Source organism: Cohnella xylanilytica, assembly GCF_014212175.1.
GTDB classification, from domain to species: Bacteria; Bacillota; Bacilli; order Paenibacillales; family Paenibacillaceae; genus Cohnella; species Cohnella xylanilytica.
The window spans coordinates 1-15,519 of the sequence record NZ_JACJVR010000007.1 but is presented as its reverse complement, the minus strand read 5'-3'; the positions used below and the strand labels follow the sequence as shown (position 1 = coordinate 15,519).

Sequence of the window (15,519 nt, the reverse complement as noted above, 5' to 3'; positions counted from 1 at the left end):
CGTTCATTTAGCTCGCCGTTAGTTCCGTTCTTCCGCCGGATCGCCTTCTTCGGGCTCGTTCGCCATTGTCGCGAACAGGGCGTGCACGAATTGCTCCGGGTCGAATTCCTGCAGGTCGTCCATCTGCTCGCCGAGCCCGACCAGCTTGACCGGCAGCGACAGCTCGTGGCGGATCGCGATGACGATGCCGCCTTTGGCCGTTCCGTCCAGCTTCGTCAGGACGAGGCCGGTGACGCCGCTCTTCTCCCCGAACAGCTTCGCCTGCTGGAGCGCGTTCTGCCCAGTCGTCGCGTCGAGCACCATCAGCGTCTCGTGCGGAGCGCCCGGGATCTCCCGCTGGATGACGCGGTGAATCTTCGCCAGCTCCTCCATCAGGTTCGCCTTGTTCTGCAGCCGCCCGGCCGTGTCGCACAGCAGCACGTCGACGTTGCGGCGCTTCGCTTCCTGCACCGCGTCGAACATGACCGCCGCCGGGTCGGCTCCCGCGCCCTGCTTCACGACGTCCACGCCGACGCGCTGTCCCCATACTTCCAGCTGTTCGATCGCGCCCGCGCGGAACGTGTCGCCCGCCGCCAGGAGCACCGATTTGCCCTGCTGCTTGAACCGCCAAGCCAGCTTGCCGATCGTCGTCGTCTTGCCGACGCCGTTGACGCCGACGAACAGGATGACGGTCATGCCGCTCGGCTGAACGTTCAGCTGGGCCGGCTCCCCGGAGCCCTTCAACAGCGCGACCAGCTTCTCCGACAGTATCGGCTGCAGCTCGCCCGGCTCTTCGATCTTGCGCTTCTTCACTTCCGCGCGAAGCTCGTCGATCAGCTCCATGACCGTGTTCACGCCGACGTCGGCGCCGATCAGAATCTCCTCGAGCTCCTCGAAGAACGCCTCGTCGATCTTCTTGCGCCGCGAGAACAGGTCGGCCACCTGCCCGACGAACGCGTCGCGGGTTTTGGCCAGGCCGTCGCGGAACTTCGTCGTCACCGCCTCGGCCTTGGCCGCGATGCTCTCTCTCAGCCTCTTAAAAAAGCTCATTCCTACTCCTCCAACCGGACGGGACTCGCCCGCTTTTCTCTTCTTCTATCGGATGTGACGCCAGGCCAAGTTCGGACGTTAGGCGGTCGCGATCATCTCTTCGCCTTCCTCCAGGCGGACGGAGACGAGCTTCGACACGCCGCCCTCCTCCATCGTCACCCCGTACAGGCGGTCCGCTTCTTCCATCGTCCCTTTGCGGTGGGTGACGACGATGAACTGGGTCAGCTCGGAGAACTCGCGCATGTAGTGCGCGTACCGGGCGACGTTCGCCTCGTCCAGCGCCGCTTCGACTTCGTCGAGCACGCAGAACGGGACGGGCTTGACGTTCAGGATCGCGAACAGAAGCGCGATCGCCGTCAGCGCCCGCTCGCCTCCGGACAGCAGCTGCAGGTTCTGCAGCTTCTTGCCCGGAGGCTGCGCGACGATGTCGATGCCGGTCTCGAGCGGCTTGTCCGGCTCGCTCAGGATGAGATCCGCGCGGCCGCCCCCGAACAGGCGGGAGAACACGACGACGAAGTGCTTGCGGATCTCTTCGAACGTCGTGCGGAACCGCTTCGACATCTCCTCGTCCATCTCGCGAATGATGGCATGAAGCTTGGATTTGGCTTCCATCAGGTCGTTCTTCTGCTCCGACAGGAACTCGAAGCGCTCGCTCACGCGGCGGAACTCCTCGATGGCGCCCAGGTTGACGTCGCCGAGCAGCGTGATCTTCCGCTTCAGCTCGCGGACGTCGTTCTGCGTCGCGGGAACGTCCTCCGGCACGGGGTACTTCGCCTTCGCCCATTCGAAGCCGATCTCGTATTCCTCGCTCAGCTTGCGAAGCAGGTTGTCGAGCTCGACGTCCATCCGGTTGGACGAGATCTCCGCCTGGCGCAGCTGCTCCTCCACCTGCTTCAGGCGGGAGCGCTGCTCCTTCGTCTCGTTCTCCTTCAGCTCCAACTGCTTGAGCCGCTCCGCGCGGTCCGAACGCTTGAATTCGATGCCCTCGGTGTATTCGCGCTTCTGCAGCCTCAGCTCGTTAAGCCGTTCGCGCTGGGCGACGATCTCCTTCTCCGTGCGCTCCGTCTCGGCCGCGTTCTGCTCGAGCGCTTCCGAGAGCTGGCGCTTCTCCGTCTCGAGCCGGCTCCACTCGGCCTTGTAGCGGGCCGTCTGCTCGCCGATCGACTGCCGGTCCTGCTCCAGCCGCGCCATCTTCACCTTCAGCTCGGTGAGCGACGCCTGGAGCTCTTCCTTCGCCGTCTGGCTCCGGCGGCGCAGCTCCTCGGCTTCGCGGATCTGCTCCTGCAGCTTCCGCTCCTCGTCGGCCAGCCTCGCGAGCCTCTCCTCGGCTTCGGCGCGCGTCGCGTCCAGCTCGGCGATCTCGCCGGCGACGATCGCCTTCTCGCCCTCGAGCGCCGCCTCCAGCTCGCCATGCTGCTTCTCCTCGTTATGAAGCTGCTGCTTCTCGGTGACGGCCTGCTGCTCGTTCATCCGTTCCCGCTCGCCGAGCTCCCGCAGCTGCTCGATGTTCTGGGCGACCTGGGCGAGCTCCTTCTTCAGGTCGTCGACGCTGTCCCGCGCCGCGGCCCGGGCTTGCTCGGCCGCCGCGATGTCGCGGTCCAGCTCCTCGAGCTGACGCTGCCGTCCGAGCAGGCTCGACGACTTCTTCTGCAGGCTGCCCCCGGTCATCGAACCGCCGGGGTTGACGATATCGCCTTCGAGCGTGACGACCCGGTACCGGTATTGCAGCCGGGAGGCGATCTTGTTCGCCTGCTCCAGCTTCTGGGCGATGAGCACGTTGCCGAGCAGGCTGCCGACGATGTTCGCGTAGCGCGGCTCGGCCTTGACGAGCTCGGAGGCGACGCCGACGAAGCCTTCCGCTTCGCCGACGACCCGCCGGTCGCCTTCGCCGATCGTCCGCGCCTTGATGACGTCGAGCGGCAGGAACGTCGCGCGTCCCGACTGCCGCTGCTTCAAGTAGGCGATGGCCGCCCGGGACGTCGATTCGTTCTCCATGACGATGTTCTGGAGCGCGCCGCCGAGGGCGGTCTCGATCGCCGTCTCGAGGTGGGCGGGGACGCCCACCAGCTCGGCCACCGCCCCGTGTACGCCGTGCAGCTGGCCGCGCTTCGCGGCCTTCAGCACTTCGCGGACGCCGTGCTGGAAGCCGTCGTAATCGTTCTGCAGCTCCTTGATCGTGTCGCGCCGGGACACGAGCGCCTCGCGCTTCTGCTCGGCGCGCCGGGCTTCGGCCTGCGCCTCCTCGAGCTTGCGCTGCAGCTCGGCCGAGCGCGCGCCTTCCGCCACGTAGCGGTCGCGGACTTCCACGACCGCCGCCGTGCACGCCGCGAGCCGCGCTTCCAGCTCCTCGCGCCGGCGGGCGAGCGCTTCGCGCTGCTCCTGCCACTTCGCGCGTTCCTCGGCGGTGCGGCCCATCCGCTTCTCGAGCACCTCGCGCTGCTGCTCGCAGTAGCGGATGTCGTTGCGCGCCTGCGCCATCGCGTTCATGGCGTCGAACAGCTCCGCCTTGAGCCGCTCTTCTCCGTCGCCGCTGCCGTCGACGAAGCTCAGCTTCGTCTCCTCCTCGGCGAGCCGCGCGCCCAGCTCCGCGAGTTCCTTCTCGACCTGCTCGCGGCGGACGGCCAGCGTCTCGCCTTCGCTCGCGGTCTCGGCGAGCCGCCCCTCGGCTTGGGCGAGGCTCGCGGCGAGCCCCTCGCGGTTGCGCTCCAGGTTGGCGCGCCGCTCGCTCAGCAGCTCGCCGTAGCCTTCGCTTTTCTCCGTCTCCTCGCTCGCGTGGAGCAGCTCGTCCTGCAGCTTCTCGAGAGTCTCCTCGAGACGGTGCAGCGCCTGGCGGTCTTCCTCGAGCATGGCGTCGTGGCGGCTCACTTCCGCGGACAGCGCCAGCTCCTCTTCCTTCAGCTTGGCCAGCTTGTCGTTCGTGTCCGCCCACGACGCGTGCACGCTCTCGATCTGATGCACGTACAGGGCGATCTCCTTGGACTTGAGCTCTTCCTTGAGCGCCTTGAACTTCTCCGCCTTCTCGGCCTGCTCGCGCAGGGGTCCGACCTGGCCCTCGAGCTCGACGACGAGGTCGTTGATCCGCAGCAGGTTCGCCTCGGTATCCTCGAGCTTCTTCTGCGCTTCCTTCTTGCGGGCCTTGTACTTGACGATGCCGGACGCTTCCTCGAAGATGCCGCGCCGGTCCTCCGAGCGCGTGCTGAGAATCTCCTCGATCCGGCCCTGCCCGATGATCGAATACGCTTCCTTCCCGATGCCGGTGTCCATGAACAGCTCGGTAATATCCTTCAGGCGGCACGGCTGCTTGTTGATCAGGTATTCGCTCTCCCCGCTGCGGTGCACGCGGCGGGTGACGGTCACTTCCGTGAAGTCGAGCGGAAGCGTCTTGTCGCTGTTGTCGAAGGTGATCGACACTTCCCCGAAGTTGACCGCCTTGCGGGCGTCGCTTCCGGCGAAGATGACGTCCTGCATGTTGCCGCCGCGCAAGCTCTTCGCGCTCTGCTCCCCGAGCACCCAGCGGATGCCGTCGGAGATGTTGCTCTTGCCGCTGCCGTTGGGGCCGACGACGGCGGTGATGCCGCGGCCGAATTCCAGCGCCGTGCGGTCCGCGAACGATTTGAACCCGGCGAGTTCGATTCCTTTCAGATACATCGGTTATCCATCACCCCTCGCGTTCCTCGGAACGGCCGCCCGGGCGGGAACGCCGTTCTCCTGGAGCTGCCGCAGCGCCTTCGAGGCCGCCTGCTGCTCCGCTTCCTTCTTGGAGCGGCCGGCTCCTTCCCCGAGCGGCTGCTCCCCGACCGACACGACGACGACGAATTCGCGGTCGTGGGCCGGGCCTCTCTCCTCCACCGTCCGGTATTCGAGCGGGCCGAGATTCCATTGCTGAACCTTCTCCTGCAGCTCCGTCTTGTGGTCCTTGAGCGGAAGCCGGCTCTCCTTCGGGAGATGCGGGAACAGATGCGAATCGAGAAAAGCGCGAACCGCTTCGAGCCCCTGGTCCAGGTACAGCGCCCCGACGAACGCTTCGAACGCGTCCGCCAGAAGCGAGGGCCGGGTTCTCCCCCCGGTTTGCTCCTCCCCTTTGCCGAGCAGCACGACCTGCCCGAAATCGAGCGCCTCGGCAAAACGGACAAGCGAAGGTTCGCACACAATGCTCGCCCGGAGCCGGGTCAGCTCCCCTTCGGGACGATCGGGGTACATCCGGTACAGCACTTCGGACACGGTCAGCTGCAGCACGGCGTCGCCGAGGAATTCCAGCCGTTCGTTATGCTCGACGCGGTGGCCGCGCTGTTCGTTCACGTACGACGTATGCGTAAAAGCCTGGCGCAGCAGCGCGCCGTTGCGGAACCGAAGGTTCAGCCGCTCCTGCAGACGGTTCAATGGTTCGCTCATCTAGAGGCACCTCCCTATCAATCGCGCCCAATCTGGCAGCCCTGTCGTTTGAAGACTCTTCAAGGAAAAACGCAGGCGGCTCGCGCCGCCTGCGTCACACGTTCGCGCCCTTAGGCCCCGTATTTGCGCATGATGATCGTGGCATTATGGCCGCCGAAGCCGAACGAGTTCGAGAGCGCGACGGAGATGTCCGCCTTCCTCGGAACGTTCGGGACGTAATCGAGATCGCACTCGGGATCCTGATTGTCAAGGTTGATCGTCGGCGGCAGCACGCCGTTCTTCAGCGAGAGGCCGAGAATGACCGCCTCGACGCCGCCCGCGGCGCCGAGCATGTGGCCGGTCATCGACTTCGTCGAGCTGACGGCCAGCTTGTAGGCATGGTCGCCGAACGTCGTCTTGATCGCCGTCGTCTCGGACTTGTCCCCGACCGGCGTCGAAGTTCCGTGCGCGTTGATGTATTCGATCGCGTCCGGCGCGATGCCGGCGTCCTGGATGGCGCGCTTCATGCAGCGGGCCGCTCCGTCCGGATCCGGCTCGGTCATGTGATGCGCGTCGCCGCTCATGCCGTAGCCGATCACTTCGGCGTAGATCTTCGCGCCCCGCTTCAGCGCGTGCTCCAGCGATTCCAGAATGAGCACGCCCGAGCCTTCGCCCATGACGAACCCGTCGCGGTCCGTATCGAACGGACGGCTCGCCTTCTCGGGCTCCTCGTTGCGCGTGCTCATCGCGCGCATGTTGCTGAATCCGGCCATCGCGATCGGCCGGATCGTCGCTTCGGCGCCGCCGCAGATCATGACGTCGGCGTCGCCTCTTTGGATCATCTTGTACGAGTCGCCGATGGAATGGGTTCCGGTCGCGCACGCGGTCACCGCGGTCGTGTTCGGCCCCTTGGCGCCCGTCGCGATCGAGATCTGGCCGCTGGCCATGTTCGCGATCATCATCGGGATGAAGAACGGGCTGACGCGGCGCGGGCCCTTCTCCATCAGAATCGTATGTTGATCCTCCCACGTTCCGAGACCGCCGATGCCGGAGCCGACGCTGACGCCGATCCGCTCGGAATCGACGTTCTCGCCGATGCGCAGGCCGGAATCGTCGATCGCCTTGAGGCTAGCCGCCAGAGCGAACTGCACGAAGCGGTCCATCTTGCGGGATTCTTTCTTATCGATACCGAATTCCTCGGGATTGAAGCCCTTCACTTCCGCCGCTATCTTCGTCGGATAGTCGGTCGTATCGAACGCTTCGATCAGGCTGACGCCGGACTTGCCGGCGAGCAGGCTATTCCAAAAAGTATCCAGATCGGTACCGAGGGAAGTAATGACCCCCATTCCGGTAACCACGACGCGTTGTTCCAAAACGATGTTCACCTCTTCAGCCAAGTCGGCTTCGCCCGAGCGGCCCGTTCCCCGCCGCTTCGCGGACGCGGACCGTCCGCAGGCGAAATATGTTGGAAGGCGGAAAATCCGGGAGGGAGCCCACGAAGGCTTCCGGCTCCCGGATCTCACCTGGCCCAATCATGCGTACAAAAAAGACGTTTGAATGTGGAGAAGTCCCGTCGCAGGAACGGGACCCGTAGATCATTTAGGCATGAGATTGTATGTAATTTACGACTTCTCCCACCGTTGTGATCTTCTCTGCATCCTCATCGGAGATCTCCAGATCGAATTCGTCTTCAAGCTCCATTACGAGCTCGACTACGTCGAGAGAGTCAGCGCCCAAGTCATCCTTGAAGTTCGCTTCACTGGTAACTTCCGCCTCTTCTACACCCAGGCGTTCGACCACGATGCGCTTAACGCGATCATATACATCGGACATCCGGTTCACCTCCCTTAACGTATTATACGTGAATCATGGACAAAAAGCCATAGCGTAAACGTTTCCCGCGTTGGGGCCGCGTCACATGTACATGCCGCCGTCGACGTGCAGCGTCTGGCCGGTCATGTAGGCCGCCTCGTCCGAAGCCAGGTAGACGACGGCGCTCGCCACGTCCTCCGGACGGCCCATCCGCCCGAGCGGAACCTGGCCGAGAATGCCTTCGCGGATCTCCGGCGAGAGCTTGTCCGTCATGTCGGTCTCGATGTAGCCGGGAGCGACCGCGTTGACGGTGATGCCCCGGGAGCTGAGCTCGCGGGCGGCGGATTTGGTCAGGCCGATGACGCCCGCCTTGGCGGCGACGTAGTTCGCTTGGCCCGCGTTGCCGAGCACGCCGACGACCGAGGAGATGTTGATGATCCTGCCGGCGCGCTGCTTCATCATCGGGCGGGTGACCGCCTTGATGCCGTTGAACACGCCCTTCAGGTTCGTCTCGATGACGTCGTCGAACTCTTCTTCCTTCATCCGCATGATTAGATTGTCTCGCGTGATGCCGGCATTATTCACCAGAATGTCGAGCTTGCCGAACGCCTCGAGAGTCTTCTGCACCATGGCGTCGAATTCGGCGGACTTGCCGACGTTCGCCTGCACCAGAATCGCCTTGCGGCCGAGCGCTTCGATCGCCTTCGCCGTCTCGGCGGCGGCGGCTTCGCTGCCGGCGTAGTTGACGGCGACGTCGGCGCCGGCCTCCGCCAAGGCGATCGCGATCGCCCGGCCGATGCCGCGCGAGGCGCCGGTGACGAGGGCGGATTTGCCCGTCAGGTCCAATCGTGCCATTGAACGACAACTCCTTCCAGCTTGTGGATGGTTGTGGGTGGTTAGGCGAGCTCCGCTTCCGCGATCGCCGCCGCGCTGTTCACGCTGACGACGCGCGCGGACTTGTCGATCTTCTTGATCAGCCCGGCGAGTACCGTGCCGGAGCCGATCTCGACGAACGTGTCGACGCCTTCGGAGAGCAGGAACTTCACCGTGTCCTCCCACAGAACCGGAGACACGACCTGCTTCACGAGCAGCTCGCGCAGCGCGTTCCCGTCCGTGACGGGCTTCGCGTCGACGTTGACGACGACCGGCACGGCCGCGTCCTTGAACTCGACCTTGGCCAGCTCGCCGGCCAGCTTGTCGGCCGCGGGCCGCATGAGCGAGGAATGGAACGGCCCGCTGACGTCGAGCGGGATAACCCGCTTGGCGCCGGCTTCCTTGCCTCGCTCGGCGACCGCCGCGACGCCCGCCGCGGTCCCGGACACGACGATCTGTCCGGGACAGTTCACGTTGGCCAGTTCCACGAGGCCGACCGTAGCCGACACGTCGCGGCAGAGCGCCTCGAGCGCCTCGCGCTCGGCGCCCAGCGTCGCGGCCATCGCGCCTTGTCCGCCGGGCACGGCTTGTTCCATGAACAAGCCGCGCGAGCGGACGAGGCGCACCGCGTCGTCGAACGCGAGCACGCCGGCCGCGACGAGCGCGCTGTACTCGCCGAGGCTGTGCCCGGCGACGTAATCGGGCTTGACGCCGCGCTGCTTGAACGCTTCCAGCAGCGCGACGCTCGTCGTCAGCAGCGCCGGCTGCGTGTTGGCCGTCTGGCGCAGTTCTTCGTCCGGGCCTTCGAACGACAGGCCCGAGACGGAGAAGCCGAGCGCCTTGTCGGCGCGGTCGAAGATGTCGCGGGACGCTTCGAACCGTTCGTACGCGTCCTTCCCCATTCCGACCGCCTGCGCGCCTTGGCCCGGAAATACGAATGCGATTTTACCCATTGGGACGATCCCTCCAACGTCTGAATCCCGCGAAGCGCCGCCTATGCCTGCGCCGTATAGGCCGCGTTCGCGCCGCTTGCGCCGCGCGCGCCTCTTATACGGCCGCTTCGCGTCCTTATTACCACACGAGCACCGAAGCTCCCCACGTCAAGCCGCCGCCGAAGCCGACCATCACCAGCCGGTCGCCTTCCTTCAGGCGGCCTTCCTCGACCGCTTCCGCCAGGGCGACGGGGATCGAGGCGGCCGACATGTTGCCGTAGCGGTCGACGTTGATCATGCACTTGTCTTCCGACAGGCTCAGCCGCTCGAGCGCGGACTGGATGATGCGGATGTTCGCCTGGTGCGGAATGAGCAGGTCGATGTTCTCCTTGTCCATGCCGGCCATCGCCAGCGCCTCTTCCGCCGCGCTTCCCATGACGCGCACCGCGAACTTGAAGACGTCGCGGCCGTTCATGTACAGGAAGTGGTGCTTGCCTTCGATCGTCTGGGCCGAAGACGGCAGGCGGGAGCCGCCTCCGCGGATGCAGAGCAATTCCCCGCCGGCGCCGTCCGCGCCCAGCTTGAACGACTTGAACCCGCGGCCTTCCGGAACCGCGCCGAGCACGACCGCTCCGGCGCCGTCGCCGAACAGGACGCACGTGTTGCGGTCCGTGTAATCGGTAATGCGGGACAGCGTGTCCGCCCCGACGACGAGTACGTATTTATAAGTCCCCATGGCGATGAAGCCCGACGCGTTGGCGAGTCCGTAGATGAACCCGGAGCAAGCCGCGGACAGGTCGAACGCCGCCGCGTTCTTCGCGCCCAGCTTCTCCTGCACGATGCACGCCGTCGACGGGAAGAACATGTCCGGCGTGATCGTCGCCACGATGATCAGGTCGAGCTGGTCGGCCGTAATGCCGGCGGCCTCCAGCGCCTTCAGGGACGCTTCGTACGCCAGGTCGGACGTCGCCTCGTGCGCCGCCGCGATCCGGCGTTCCCGGATGCCCGTGCGGGTGACGATCCACTCGTCGTTCGTATCCACCATCGTCTCCAGCTCTTGGTTCGTCAAACGGCGTTCCGGGTTGTATTTGCCGGTCCCCAGAATGCCGACGGGAATTCCATTCATTCGCTTTCTCTCACTTTCCGCCGAATTCGTCGGCCAATGCCGCGATGAGGCCGTTGCCGATCGCCACCCGCGCCTGGCGGATGGCGTGCTTCGTCGCGACGGCGTCGGACGAGCCGTGGCTCTTGACCACGAGGCCGTTCACGCCGAGCAACGGAGCGCCGTTGTGCTCCTTGGGATCCATCATGTGCCGCACCCGCCGGAAGTTCGGCCTTAAGATCGCGGCCGCGAGCTTCGATTGCCAGGACGAGGTCAATTCTTTCTTCAACACGCCGAACAGCGTATCCGCCGCGCCCTCCATCCCCTTGAGCAGGATGTTGCCGGCGAAGCCGTCGCAGACGAGCACGTCGCAATTGCGCTCGAGCACGTCCCGCGCTTCCACGTTGCCGATGAAGTGGATCGGCGCTTCCTTCAGCAGGTCGAACGCCGCCTTCGTCAGCTCGTTGCCCTTCGCCTCTTCCGTGCCGACGTTGAGCAGGCCGACGCGGGGCTTCGCCATGCCGTGCACCTTCTGCCGGTACAGGCTGCCCATGAGCGCGTATTGCAGCAGATGCTCGGGCTTCGCGTCCATGTTGGCCCCGAGATCCAGAGCCAGCACCCCTAGTTTATCCACCGTCGGCAAAATAGGCGCGAGACCCGGACGCTCGATGCCTTTCAGCCGTCCGAGCACGAGCAGGCCGACCGTCATGAGCGCGCCCGTGTTGCCGGCGGAGATCATCGCGTCCGCCTCGCCTTCCTTGACGAGCCGCCCGGCCACCACCATCGAAGCGTTCGTCTTGCGGCGAACGGCCCGGACGGGCTCGTCGTCGGCCTCGATCGTCTCTTCGGCCTCCACGACCGTGACGTTGGACGGCTTGCTTCCCAGAAGCGGGTTCAGAACGTCCGGCTTGCCCACGAGCTTGAACTGCGTGTCCGGCCATTCCTTCGCGGCGGCCAAGACTCCTTCCACCGGCGCCTGAGGCGCCAAGTCGCCTCCCATCGCGTCAACCGCGATTCTCATGCGCTTCCCCTCCTTCGGGCCCCGCGTCGCCGGCCATGCGCGAACGGTAAATGACGAAGTTCCCTTGGAACACCATTTCGTCCCCGACGTACGTGAACACTTCCACTTTCGCCTTCCCTTTCTGCGATCCGCTCGACCTTACGTAAGCTTTGGCTATGCACTTCTCCCCGAGCCTCGCGGGCCGGATGAACCGAATGTCCGCCGAGGCGGTCAGAGCGATCTCGTCGTTAATGACGGCTACCGCGAGCGAGTTCGCCTGGGCGAACACGTGATGCCCGCGGGCGATTCCGCTGCGGGAGAACACGTGCTCTTCCCGGATCTCGAACAGCGAGATGCCGCTCTTGTCGAGCTGCAGGTCGACGATATCCCCGATCACTTCATGGAGCGGCAGCGAGCGAACCGGGTCGTAAGACCGCTCCGCCATCATCTTCAGCCTCTCCCGCAATTCGGGGATGGCCAGCTCCAGACGGTCCAGGCGAATCGTCTGGATGCTCACCTTGAGCAGCCTGGTCAGCTCGCGGTCGGTAAGGAACGGGTTCTCCTCGATGAGCCGGCTAAGCTGCTGATGGCGCTGACGCTTGGGAAGCCGTTCCATAACCTTCACCGCCTTGTAAGTTCATACTGATACCTGGTGCCAAAAAACGATAAAGAAAAACGCGCCGGGACGCCAGTCACGCCGAGACGCGTTATCTTCATTATTGCTTGATGATTTCACGTGCTTTGTAAGTGCCGCACACTTTGCAAACGCGGTGCGCCAGCTTCAGCTCGCCGCATTGATCGCACTTGATCATGCCCGGGACAACCAGCTTGAAGTGCGTGCGACGCTTGTTTTTGCGGGATTTCGATGTTTTACCAAAAGGGACTGCCATGTTCCCACCTCCTTATCAGAGTCGAAAGCTGCCTGTATCGGCGTTCATTGTCGGACAAAGTCACTTCGGATCGAAGAAATCCTTCAGCGAGGCGAACCTCGGATCGATCTTCTCCCGGCTGCAGCCGCATTCCCGTTCGTTGCGGTTCTGCCCGCATTCCGGACAGAGTCCCTCGCAATCTTCCCGGCACAGCGGCGCCAGCGGCAAATGAAGCACCAGTTCTTCCTCGACGTACGGGCGGAGATCCAGGCGTTCGCCGTGGATCGGCACGAAATCTTCGTCGTCCTGCTCGCCCTGCTCCGCCGTCTCCTTCGAGACGACTTTGAAGGTCTCCTCGAACGGAACGTTCATCTGCTCCTCGATCGGATCGAGGCAGCGGGAGCATTGCAGCCGAACCCGGCAAGAGATCGTTCCCGTCACGTCGATCGCGCGGTCCGCGTAGACGGCGGTCAATTCCGCGGTCAAGGGGCTAAGAGGCTTCACGCCCGGAAGCCCGGCGAGAGCGGAGGCCGCGTCGAAAGAATCTTTTAACGTAACCGGCTCCTTGCGCTGAGCCAGTTCTTGAACGTTGAGCAGCATCGTTATCACTCCAAACAAACAAAAATTATTATATCCGTCGCATAACGCTTTTGTCAACAATTCGCAGGGACTTCCTATTCCCTTCCCCCCGCGGTTATAGTTATAGGAGAATCCCCCTCGGGAATAAGGAGAAGGTCATGCGAACGGTCGGAATCGTCGTCGAATACAATCCTTTGCACAACGGTCATCTCTATCATATACAACAATCGCGGAAAATAACGGGAGCCGACGCGGTCGTCGCCGTCATGAGCGGCCACTTCCTGCAGCGGGGCGAGCCCGCCCTCGCGGACAAGTGGGCGCGGACCGAGATGGCCCTGCGCGCCGGCTGCGACCTCGTACTGGAGCTTCCGGTCGCCTACAGCTCCCAGCCGGCCCAGTGGTTCGCTTACGGCGCCGTTGCCGTCCTCCACGCCGCCGGCGTCGTCGACACGCTCTGCTTCGGCAGCGAGAGCGGAGACGCCGATACGCTGCTGCGAATCGCGGACCGGCTGGCCGAAGAGCCCGAAGCGGTCGGCTCCGAGCTTGCCCGGCTTCTCAAGGAAGGCTTGCCTTATCCGACGGCGTACGCCGAATCCGTGAGGCGCTATCTGCGCGCGATCGGCGCGGACGCGGAAGCCGGCTACCGGCTCGACCAGCCCAACCATACGCTCGGGCTTCATTACTTGCTGGCGCTGCGCCGGCTGCGCAGCCCTATCGTTCCGTATTCCATCCGCCGGGAGAAGTCCGAATACGGCCAGACCTCGATTACCGACGCCGCCATCGCCAGCGCCACGGCTCTTCGCAAGCTGCTGGCCGAATCGGGCGATTTGGCCGGCCTCGCCCCTTACGTTCCCGCCTCCACGCTGGAGATTCTGGAGCGCGAAGCCCGGGCCGGGCGCGCCCCGATCGCGTGGGAACGGTTCGCCGGTCCCTTGTTCCATCAATTATACGCCTTAAGCGAATCCGACCTGTCCGCGTTCGCGGAAGTCGCGGAAGGTCTGGAATTCCGGATCCGCCGCAGCCTGGCGCGGCTTCCCCGGCTCGGCGTCGACTCCCTGCTGGACGAGCTCAAGACGAAGCGCTATACGAGGACGAAGCTCCAGCGCACGCTGCTCCGCATCCTTCTCGGGCACCGCAAGGAGGAGCTGTCCGCCGCGGCTCTGGCGGGCGGAGTCCGATACATCCGCGTGCTCGGCTTCACCGGCCAAGGCCGGGAGCTGCTCCGGCGCATGAAGCGGACGGCGGCCGTCCCCGTCGTCCAATCCGCCGCCGCCGGCGACTGGGCTTATCTCGCCATGGACGCCCGGGCCAGCGCGGTCTACTCCCTCGCCTTCCGGGATCCGGATCCCCGCCTTGCCTTGCGGGATTACACGCTGCCCCCCGTGCAAATATAACTCCCCGGTCGTTCCGTGAGGACAAGGAGGTCTATCGCCGGACAACCCCGCGTACATTGTATTGTGCGCCCGCCCTCTTATAGAACGCCCGCGGACGCGATCAACGCATGGGAGGATTGACCGAGATGTCCGACGCCCCTTCCGTTCGCCCCCGCTCCCGCCGGTGGCAAGCCTCCCTGTCCGTCCTGTACGGCGCCTGCGCGCTGCTTCTCGTTATCGGAATCGTCCGGTCGCCCGGCGAAGCGTTCCGCGCCTCCCTGGCCGGACTGCAAATCTGGTGGCAGACCGTGTTCCCCGGGCTGCTCCCTCCGCTCATGTTGGCCGAGCTTCTCGCCGCGTCCGGCCTCCTGCACGCCCTCAGCGCCCTGTGCGAGCCCGTCACCCGGCGCCTGTTCAAGCTTCCCGGCGGCGCCGGATGGGCGATCGTCTTCGGCTGGATCGCCGGCATGCCCGCCGGCGCGCGGGAAGCCGCCCGGCTGAAGGACAAAGGGCTCGTCCGCGACGCCGATATGGACACGCTGCTTCTCGTCTCCCATCTGCCCAATCCGTTCGTCGTCGTCCTCGTCATCGGCAGCGGCTTCCTTCATGCGCCGGCTTACGGCTGGGCCATCGTTCTCGGCCTCTGGCTGTCCGCGATCGCCGCGGGCGCTCTGTGGGCTCGCGCGGCCAAGCCCGCGTCTCCTTCGGTCCCGCCCCCGCCCGCCGCCGGGGAGCCCGGCGCCCTGCTCAGCCGCCTCTCCCGAATCGTCCGGGAGGCTCGCGAAGAAGACGGACGGCCGTTCGGCAAGCAGATCGCCGACGCCGTCACCCATGCCGTCACGGTGCTGTTCGCCGTCGGCGGCCTGATCCTCATGAGCTCCGTCCTGCTCCGCATGCTCCAGATCGCCTGGCCGCAAGCCGACGCCTGGCTCGCCGTTCCCGGCATCTACGAGCTGCACCTGGGCGCCTACGAGACGAGCCGCTCCGCCTTGTTCGCCTCTTCTCCCGTGCACGCCGTCTCCCTGCTCGCCGCCGTCCTGGCTTGGACCGGCTGGAGCGGCCTGCTTCAGGCTCGCGCCGTCATCGGCGCCGGCACCGGGTTCCCCTGGGCCCGGTTCGTCTCGGGCCGGCTGCTTCATGCCGCGCTGGCGCTCCTGTTCACCTTCCCGCTCGCCTACGCCGTCCGGGAAGGCTGGCTGTCCGGCATCGCCCCGGCCTGGGCGTCCCTGAACGCCGGCGACTCCGCCGACTCGAACTGGAGCCTCCCTTTGCCGTCCGGCTGGCTCTTCCTGTCGGAGATGGCCCTTACATCGATTATTTCGATTCTCGTGTTCCTTCTTCTCGCCCTTCTGGCCGCCCTCATCCGTCCGCGCCAACGTCCTCCCCGCGACCGCTAATCCCGCGGCGGGGAGGGTCGGCTTTTTCTCATGGCCGTCTTCCTTCGTCAGCCATCCCCTCATGAGGCCCTCATCGCCTCTCCTCCTTGTATGCTAAGAGCAGCTCCTGGTTTAGGGGTTGCTCTTAAATTTTTGCACTTTGAAAACTGAATGTTTATGTCCCGGTGGGGGACGCAGCCCAA

14 protein-coding genes are annotated in these 15,519 nt (G+C 65.0%); 2 read left to right on the top strand and 12 right to left on the bottom strand.

Annotation, left to right across the window (positions count from 1 at the left end; translation table 11 throughout):
* Window positions 1-18 precede the first annotated feature (18 nt).
* The 12 genes from ftsY to H7B90_RS02745 form a co-directional block, all read right to left on the bottom strand.
* Window positions 19-1,029, bottom strand: coding sequence for a signal recognition particle-docking protein FtsY (ftsY, locus tag H7B90_RS02800; protein ID WP_185134355.1), 1,011 nt, complete (start codon window positions 1,027-1,029; stop codon window positions 19-21).
* A gap of 78 nt (window positions 1,030-1,107) precedes the next feature.
* Window positions 1,108-4,677: a chromosome segregation protein SMC gene (smc, locus tag H7B90_RS02795; RefSeq protein WP_185134354.1), complete on the bottom strand. Its 3,570-nt coding sequence runs from the start codon at window positions 4,675-4,677 to the stop codon at window positions 1,108-1,110.
* 3 nt (window positions 4,678-4,680) lie between these two features.
* Window positions 4,681-5,421, bottom strand: coding sequence for a ribonuclease III (rnc, locus tag H7B90_RS02790; protein ID WP_185134353.1), 741 nt, complete (start codon window positions 5,419-5,421; stop codon window positions 4,681-4,683).
* A 110-nt stretch (window positions 5,422-5,531) separates the two neighbouring features.
* Entirely contained in the window at window positions 5,532-6,773 is a 1,242-nt protein-coding gene (gene fabF, locus H7B90_RS02785) for a beta-ketoacyl-ACP synthase II (RefSeq protein ID WP_185134352.1), read from the bottom strand.
* A gap of 226 nt (window positions 6,774-6,999) precedes the next feature.
* Window positions 7,000-7,233: an acyl carrier protein gene (gene acpP / locus H7B90_RS02780; protein WP_185134351.1), complete on the bottom strand. Its 234-nt coding sequence runs from the start codon at window positions 7,231-7,233 to the stop codon at window positions 7,000-7,002.
* A gap of 81 nt (window positions 7,234-7,314) precedes the next feature.
* Window positions 7,315-8,067, bottom strand: coding sequence for a 3-oxoacyl-[acyl-carrier-protein] reductase (gene fabG / locus H7B90_RS02775; protein ID WP_185134350.1), 753 nt, complete (start codon window positions 8,065-8,067; stop codon window positions 7,315-7,317).
* 41 nt (window positions 8,068-8,108) lie between these two features.
* Window positions 8,109-9,038 carry an ACP S-malonyltransferase gene (gene fabD, locus H7B90_RS02770; protein WP_185134349.1) on the bottom strand — a complete coding sequence of 310 codons (930 nt, stop codon included), beginning with the start codon at window positions 9,036-9,038 and terminating at the stop codon, window positions 8,109-8,111.
* 118 nt (window positions 9,039-9,156) lie between these two features.
* Window positions 9,157-10,143 carry a beta-ketoacyl-ACP synthase III gene (locus tag H7B90_RS02765; protein WP_221481895.1) on the bottom strand — a complete coding sequence of 329 codons (987 nt, stop codon included), beginning with the start codon at window positions 10,141-10,143 and terminating at the stop codon, window positions 9,157-9,159.
* Between the two features lie 10 nt (window positions 10,144-10,153).
* A complete protein-coding gene (plsX, locus tag H7B90_RS02760) occupies window positions 10,154-11,140 on the bottom strand; it encodes a phosphate acyltransferase PlsX (protein WP_185134348.1) in 987 nt (328 codons plus the stop codon).
* A complete protein-coding gene (fapR, locus tag H7B90_RS02755; protein ID WP_185134347.1) occupies window positions 11,124-11,735 on the bottom strand; it encodes a transcription factor FapR in 612 nt (203 codons plus the stop codon). Before fapR ends, plsX begins: the two co-directional genes overlap by 17 nt.
* A gap of 100 nt (window positions 11,736-11,835) precedes the next feature.
* Complete coding sequence (gene rpmF, locus H7B90_RS02750) at window positions 11,836-12,009, bottom strand: 50S ribosomal protein L32 (protein WP_185134346.1); 174 nt, start codon at window positions 12,007-12,009, stop codon at window positions 11,836-11,838.
* Window positions 12,010-12,069: 60 nt separating this feature from the next.
* The gene (locus H7B90_RS02745) at window positions 12,070-12,588 is read right to left on the bottom strand and encodes a YceD family protein (RefSeq protein WP_185134345.1); all 519 of its coding nucleotides are present in this window, start codon (window positions 12,586-12,588) and stop codon (window positions 12,070-12,072) included.
* A gap of 137 nt (window positions 12,589-12,725) precedes the next feature.
* Here H7B90_RS02745 and H7B90_RS02740 point away from each other — a divergent pair, with 137 nt between their 5' ends.
* Together H7B90_RS02740 and H7B90_RS02735 are read left to right on the top strand one after the other, a co-directional pair.
* Window positions 12,726-13,961, top strand: coding sequence for a nucleotidyltransferase (locus tag H7B90_RS02740; protein WP_185134344.1), 1,236 nt, complete (start codon window positions 12,726-12,728; stop codon window positions 13,959-13,961).
* Window positions 13,962-14,086: 125 nt separating this feature from the next.
* A complete protein-coding gene (locus tag H7B90_RS02735; protein WP_185134343.1) occupies window positions 14,087-15,337 on the top strand; it encodes a hypothetical protein in 1,251 nt (416 codons plus the stop codon).
* Window positions 15,338-15,519 lie beyond the last annotated feature (182 nt).

Excerpts from the sequence above, each read along its gene's own strand:
- fapR (WP_185134347.1), bottom strand. The coding sequence starts at position 11,735 with ATGGAACGGCTTCCCAAGCGTCAGCGCCATCAGCAGCTTAGCCGGCTC.
- rnc (WP_185134353.1), bottom strand. The coding sequence starts at position 5,421 with ATGAGCGAACCATTGAACCGTCTGCAGGAGCGGCTGAACCTTCGGTTC.
- H7B90_RS02740 (WP_185134344.1), top strand. The coding sequence starts at position 12,726 with ATGCGAACGGTCGGAATCGTCGTCGAATACAATCCTTTGCACAACGGT.
- fabG (WP_185134350.1), bottom strand. The coding sequence starts at position 8,067 with ATGGCACGATTGGACCTGACGGGCAAATCCGCCCTCGTCACCGGCGCC.
- acpP (WP_185134351.1), bottom strand. The coding sequence starts at position 7,233 with ATGTCCGATGTATATGATCGCGTTAAGCGCATCGTGGTCGAACGCCTG.
- smc (WP_185134354.1), bottom strand. The coding sequence starts at position 4,677 with ATGTATCTGAAAGGAATCGAACTCGCCGGGTTCAAATCGTTCGCGGAC.
- rpmF (WP_185134346.1), bottom strand. The coding sequence starts at position 12,009 with ATGGCAGTCCCTTTTGGTAAAACATCGAAATCCCGCAAAAACAAGCGT.
- H7B90_RS02765 (WP_221481895.1), bottom strand. The coding sequence starts at position 10,143 with ATGAATGGAATTCCCGTCGGCATTCTGGGGACCGGCAAATACAACCCG.
- ftsY (WP_185134355.1), bottom strand. The coding sequence starts at position 1,029 with ATGAGCTTTTTTAAGAGGCTGAGAGAGAGCATCGCGGCCAAGGCCGAG.
- H7B90_RS02745 (WP_185134345.1), bottom strand. The coding sequence starts at position 12,588 with ATGCTGCTCAACGTTCAAGAACTGGCTCAGCGCAAGGAGCCGGTTACG.
- plsX (WP_185134348.1), bottom strand. The coding sequence starts at position 11,140 with ATGAGAATCGCGGTTGACGCGATGGGAGGCGACTTGGCGCCTCAGGCG.
- H7B90_RS02735 (WP_185134343.1), top strand. The coding sequence starts at position 14,087 with ATGTCCGACGCCCCTTCCGTTCGCCCCCGCTCCCGCCGGTGGCAAGCC.
- fabD (WP_185134349.1), bottom strand. The coding sequence starts at position 9,038 with ATGGGTAAAATCGCATTCGTATTTCCGGGCCAAGGCGCGCAGGCGGTC.